This is a genomic window from Calditrichota bacterium (assembly GCA_016867835.1).
In the GTDB taxonomy this organism is placed as follows: domain Bacteria; phylum Electryoneota; class AABM5-125-24; order Hatepunaeales; family Hatepunaeaceae; genus VGIQ01.
Genome location: VGIQ01000154.1, coordinates 1 through 4,928, shown reverse-complemented (window position 1 = coordinate 4,928; position 4,928 = coordinate 1). Strand labels below are relative to the sequence as shown.

Genomic DNA, 4,928 nt, shown 5'->3' with positions numbered 1-4,928 from the left:
TGGGATCGTTATGCGGGATACCGTCGAGTTCGACAAGGGTCATCCGCGGTGGCGCACCGCGCAAAGATATCCGCACGAAAGCGCCGGCGTCGAGCAGGGTTACACCCGGAAGGAGGGCGAGGGCTTCGCCCACGGTCCTGACACCGCGCAACTCCCACTCGAATCGGGAGAGCGAGACCATCCGGCCGGGCTGCTCCCGGATCAAGGAACTGGTGACGACGGCATCAGGTAGGGAGACCGGCTCACCGGTTGAGTCGGCAGGGATAGATGTGGAGAGAAATCGCTGATCGCCCGCAAGAACGGCTGATTGGAGCGATGTCGAGGTGAATAGCGCGAGCGCGAACGGCAATGCAGTCCGCCTCAGATAATGCGACACAGGCCGCTTAGCCCCAAAATCCGGGACCCCAAGCCCGATATCAAAAGAAGAGATGCCCGCAGTGCAGCGGGCAGAGGTGCGCGAACGCGACACGAGGTGCTCCCTTGCCCCGAAGGATGGCCTGAATGCTGCGTCGGCGACGGGTCTTCTGACTTGCGCTTCATCCTTGGGCGGCTGCCTTCCCAAGCGTTCCACCCCGGATCCGATTCTGACTCGCCTGTCGGGCGCTGCTACGCCTTGCAAGAAGGTCCCGTCGGGTCTATTCACCCGACCGAACCGGTCACGGTCCGGAATGGTAGTCGCTCAGTGGCATCAAGTGCCGCCTTTGTCAGCGCTTACAGCGGCGGGGGCCGTCCACGCTTTGCACGTGGTTCCTATCAGCCAATAGGCTGACCGCCGCGACGCACTATGAATTCAATATAGCGTCGGGGAGGGAGAATGTCAAGAAGAGTGAGCGAGTTAGCGAGTAGGCGGGTAAGCGGGTGAGCGGGTTGCGGGTGATCAAGTGAGCAAGTAAGCAAGGGAGCAAGTGAGTAGGGTATCGTCTTGGCGAACGTCGTGAAGCAATCGAGATTGCTTCGCAAACCTCCGGCAGTCTCGCAATGACGGCTTCACCGACATACGAAATATCTCCACTCGCTTGCCCGTTTACCCGCTTACCCGCTTACCCGCTGACTCGCTCACTCGCTCACTTTGTATGCTATATTGATAATCAATCTCACCTTCATCCCTTATCACATCGGGGGTAGGTATGGCCTACATCATCGTCCTCGCGCTCGCCGCGCTGATCGTCTTCTACGTCGTCGGTCTCTACAACCGTCTGGTCCGCCTCCGCAACGCCGTCCGCAACGCCTGGCACCAGATCGACGTCCAACTGAAACGTCGTCACGACCTGATTCCCAATCTGGTCGAGGTCGTCAAGGACTATATGTCCTACGAGCAGGAGACATTGCAGAAGGTGATCGAAGCCCGCGGCGCGGCTATGAACGCCAGCGGCACAGCATCGGTCGCGCAGGCTGAAAATATGCTGACCGGGGCATTGAAATCGCTCTTTGCCCTGATGGAAGCCTACCCCGACCTGAAAGCCAACCAGAACGTCCGCGAATTGCAGGAGGAACTGACCTCCACCGAGAACAAAATCGCCTTCGCCCGGCAATACTACAACGACTCGGTGATGCGAATGAACAACGCAACAGAACTCTTCCCGTCGAGTCTGATCGCAGCATCATTCGGGTTCCAACGTGAGGAGTATTATGTCGTGCCCGAAGCCGAGCGCGAACCTGTCAAGGTTGACTTGAGATAGCCGATCTTCCTTTAGTCTCGACGTGCCAACCTCACTAAAGCCCTGTCCTATCTGCGGCTATGAGAACCGCAGCAGTGCCTGGCGCTGCGGACTCTGCGGAAAGCCGTTCGTAGTTGCCGCCGGCGGCGTGAGCCTGGCTTCGGACCCTCACTCCAACGCCGATTCTACTGCACTGGAGTCTGCTGCGCCGACACCGGTCGAGCGCATCGACTTTGCCCATCAAATGGCCGTCAACCGGAACAAGTCGGTGTTGCTTCTGGCTGGAGTCTTCCTGATCTTAATCCTGATGGGTATGGCATTCGGCAATGCGTATGGTTACCCTGAATTCGGCGGTGTTGCGGCTTTGGTCATCGCCGCGATCTACGTTCTTTGGGCTTATTTCGGGGGGAGAGCGGCTATTCTTGCAATCAGTTCAGCGCAGGAAGCCGATCCGGTGCGCGACCGGCAACTGATCAACCTGGTCGATGAGATGCGCATCGCCGCCGGCTTGCCGATGCCCAAGGTCTATACCATCGAGTCCGACGCGCTCAATGCCTTTGCCACCGGCCGCGATCCCGATCACGCAGCGGTTGCCGTTACACGAGGCCTGATAAACAAATTGAACCGTGAGGAATTGCAAGGCGTCGTCGCGCATGAAATGAGTCATATTCGCAACTACGACATCCGGCTGATGATGCTGGTGGCGGCGCTGGTCGGAGCGGTAGTGCTCCTGGCGGATATCTTCGGGCGGTCGCTTTGGTATGGTGGGTCAAGCCGTCGGTTTCGGCGGACGTCCGAGCGCAGCGGAAGCGGAGCGGCGATTTTGGCGCTCATCGGTATTGTCTTTATGATCCTGGCGCCGCTCTTTGCGTCGCTCTTGCAGATGGCTATCTCGCGCCGCCGGGAGTTTCTTGCCGATGCTTCGGCGGTCGAATTGACCCGCAATCCACACGCACTCGCCACGGCATTGGAAAAGATCGACAATGCGCTCGAGGCAACGCCGCTGCCCGGTGCCAGCCGTGCGACGCAGCATATCTACATTGCTAATCCGCTACGGTCGTTTGGAATGCGGGCGTCAGCCTTGTGGAGCACTCACCCCCCGACAGCAGCGCGTATCAAAGTTCTCCAGGCGATGGGGTGATAGGGGGGTGATGAGACCGGATCGAATGAACCGCTCCCTCGTCATTCCCTCGTTGGTGGGATCCCACCTCCTGCATCATTCCCACGCAGGTGGGAATTCAGGGGTTGGGCGACAAAGGCGGCTTGATGGCTGCACCTAAGGGCATCTTCGTGCCTGACTGGATAGCCGCGTAGGGGCCGAAGCGGCCGTAGGCGCTTCGTGCCTGATAGCAGAGAAGCGGAGCCAGTCCGAATACGCGGGCAAACTATTTTTGGGCGGGCTCGCAAAAACCCTTGACATCTTCCTCTTTCAGCCGTATTTTGTGAAAACCTTGCCTCGGGCTACGGCTCGGGCTTAAGAAGCCCGGGCACACTATCAATCCAAACCGAATGGAGAATGGTATGAGCCCGAGAACGAATCTGTCGCTGGCAGCGCTGGTTCTGCTGGCGGCCCTCACCCTCTTCGCCGCGCCGGGGGAGGCGTGGGCGCAAGAAGTGCTCTTTACAGCATTTGTCGAGGGCTGGATTCAGAATGCCGGAATCGAACTATCTGTCGTGACCCGCGATAGTCAGGGGAACATCCTTGATCAAGTGCAAATGGACGATGTCTGGGACGGCAATTTCGAAATCAGATTCACCCCAAACTCTCAAGCAACTACTTGGGAAGTTTGGGCTACGCCGGCGAGTCGTTTCACCGATGCGGTGATCGAAGACCTGGACGCAGTCAATTTCACTGGAGCGAATCAATTGGATACTCCCTTTGAGTACTTCTGATTGAAATGGGCGTGGTGCCAGAATTGACTTCCTCTTCTGGCACCACGCGCCGACTTCACCCTCCTATCTGAATCAGGTTTCAATCCTTCATGAAAATCCAGGCCTGCATAGTACCAGCTTTCTTGACTTCTATCGCCGTTGCCCAACCTCCGGTGGCCTTTATCCTAAACTATGGTAACGGCGGCAATGAGAAGTTTGAAGATGTGTATGCGATTTCCGACGGCGGCTATATACTGTGTGGTATTACCCGATCAGATGGCGGAGTTGATGGAACAGCCACCCCAGGGAACTTGATAGTCACAAGGGTAGACGCGGATGGTGAAATCATATGGAATAGGGTGGTAGATCGAGAAAATGCAGCCTTGTTGCTCTCAGTCATAGAGACCGATAACGGGAGTTTCGTATTTGTCGGCCAAGACGCTTATGAAAGGTATGCTCTTGAACTCTCCCGTGATGGTGATGAGGTTTGGTCGAGCCGCTATGGACGGGGAAGGTTCGATGCAGTGATTGAGTTGAAAGACGGCCGTTTCTTATGCGCCGGTCGAGAAACATTTAACACCTACCAAGCCAATCTGACCTGCATAACTCCTGAAGGAGAGTTGATTTGGAGCCGGCGATATGACATAGAGCATTCATCACATCTTACAGGATTGCGCGAATTGGAAGGAAGCGTGGTTGCCGCTGGAAATGGTAATGTGCGCGCTCTCGGGGGAGGCATTCGTCCATTGCCACTGGCGCTGCGGGTCGCGTTGGACGATGGTGCCGTCATTTGGCAGTTCTTTTCGGCCGAAGGCCCGATTATGAATGTACGTGATATGACCTCTTCAGGAGATGGAGGATTTGTCCTCGCTGGAGATTGGTGGGGAGATGACGTGCGCGGCGCAGCACTTATTAAGATTAATAGTGCCGGAGAAGAGGTTTGGCAAAGGAACCTACAGAGATTGGGTCGTGAGATTCTTGTTCATGGTATTGCCCGTGCATTAGACGGAGGCTTTATCCTGGCCGGAGTGTTTCTCTATAGACCACGCAATTTTCCTGCCGCAGTAATACGAACAAATTCTGAAGGCATTCCTCGTTGGAGTTCTTTTTACAATCTAGAAGAAGACCCCAGGTTTGGCATTGGTCCAACGGCAAATGGACTGCTATCCGTTGTTAAGAACTCCGATCACGAGTTTGTGGCAACCGGACTCGTTTACACGGCTGCTGACAGCACTTATGACGGCTTGTTGATGAAACTGGAGCCTGACATACTGGGTCCCAGTTTCATCGCCTGGTCCCCCGAAGACACCCTCCTTCAGGTCCTTCGCGGCACCGAAGTGACCATCATCGCGGTGGCGCATAGCGACTACTTCGACAATCTCGACTACATCTGGTCAT

The 4,928-nt window shown here is 56.2% G+C and carries 5 protein-coding genes, 1 pseudogene and 1 riboswitch; of the genes and pseudogenes, 5 read left to right on the top strand and 1 reads right to left on the bottom strand.

The genetic code is table 11. The annotated features are described in order from the left end of the window. Positions 1-349, bottom strand: a 349-nt coding sequence (locus FJY67_11330) for a Plug domain-containing protein (GenBank protein ID MBM3330039.1), incomplete at its 3' end; no start/stop codon positions are given. Between the two features lie 147 nt (positions 350-496). Further along, positions 497-789, bottom strand: a riboswitch (cobalamin riboswitch). Between the two features lie 338 nt (positions 790-1,127). Between FJY67_11330 and FJY67_11325 the strand changes: the two genes are divergently transcribed. The 5 genes and pseudogenes from FJY67_11325 to FJY67_11305 all read left to right on the top strand — a co-directional run. After that, positions 1,128-1,679 (top strand): LemA family protein, encoded by a 552-nt coding sequence (locus FJY67_11325; protein MBM3330038.1) that lies wholly within the window; start codon positions 1,128-1,130, stop codon positions 1,677-1,679. Positions 1,680-1,902: 223 nt separating this feature from the next. Continuing rightward, positions 1,903-2,799: a M48 family metallopeptidase gene (locus tag FJY67_11320; GenBank protein ID MBM3330037.1), complete on the top strand. Its 897-nt coding sequence runs from the start codon at positions 1,903-1,905 to the stop codon at positions 2,797-2,799. A 288-nt stretch (positions 2,800-3,087) separates the two neighbouring features. Next, positions 3,088-3,183 (top strand): annotated as a pseudogene (locus FJY67_11315) (hypothetical protein). After that, entirely contained in the window at positions 3,180-3,551 is a 372-nt protein-coding gene (locus FJY67_11310; protein ID MBM3330036.1) for a hypothetical protein, read from the top strand. The pseudogene FJY67_11315 and the gene FJY67_11310 overlap by 4 nt, the downstream one beginning before the upstream one ends. 89 nt (positions 3,552-3,640) lie before the next feature. Further along, positions 3,641-4,928, top strand: a 1,288-nt coding sequence (locus FJY67_11305; protein MBM3330035.1) for a hypothetical protein, incomplete at its 3' end; no start/stop codon positions are given.

Bases quoted from the DNA above. Each gene is read 5' to 3' on its own strand.
- FJY67_11320 (MBM3330037.1), top strand. From the start codon at position 1,903: ATGGCCGTCAACCGGAACAAGTCGGTGTTGCTTCTGGCTGGAGTCTTC.
- FJY67_11325 (MBM3330038.1), top strand. From the start codon at position 1,128: ATGGCCTACATCATCGTCCTCGCGCTCGCCGCGCTGATCGTCTTCTAC.
- FJY67_11310 (MBM3330036.1), top strand. From the start codon at position 3,180: ATGAGCCCGAGAACGAATCTGTCGCTGGCAGCGCTGGTTCTGCTGGCG.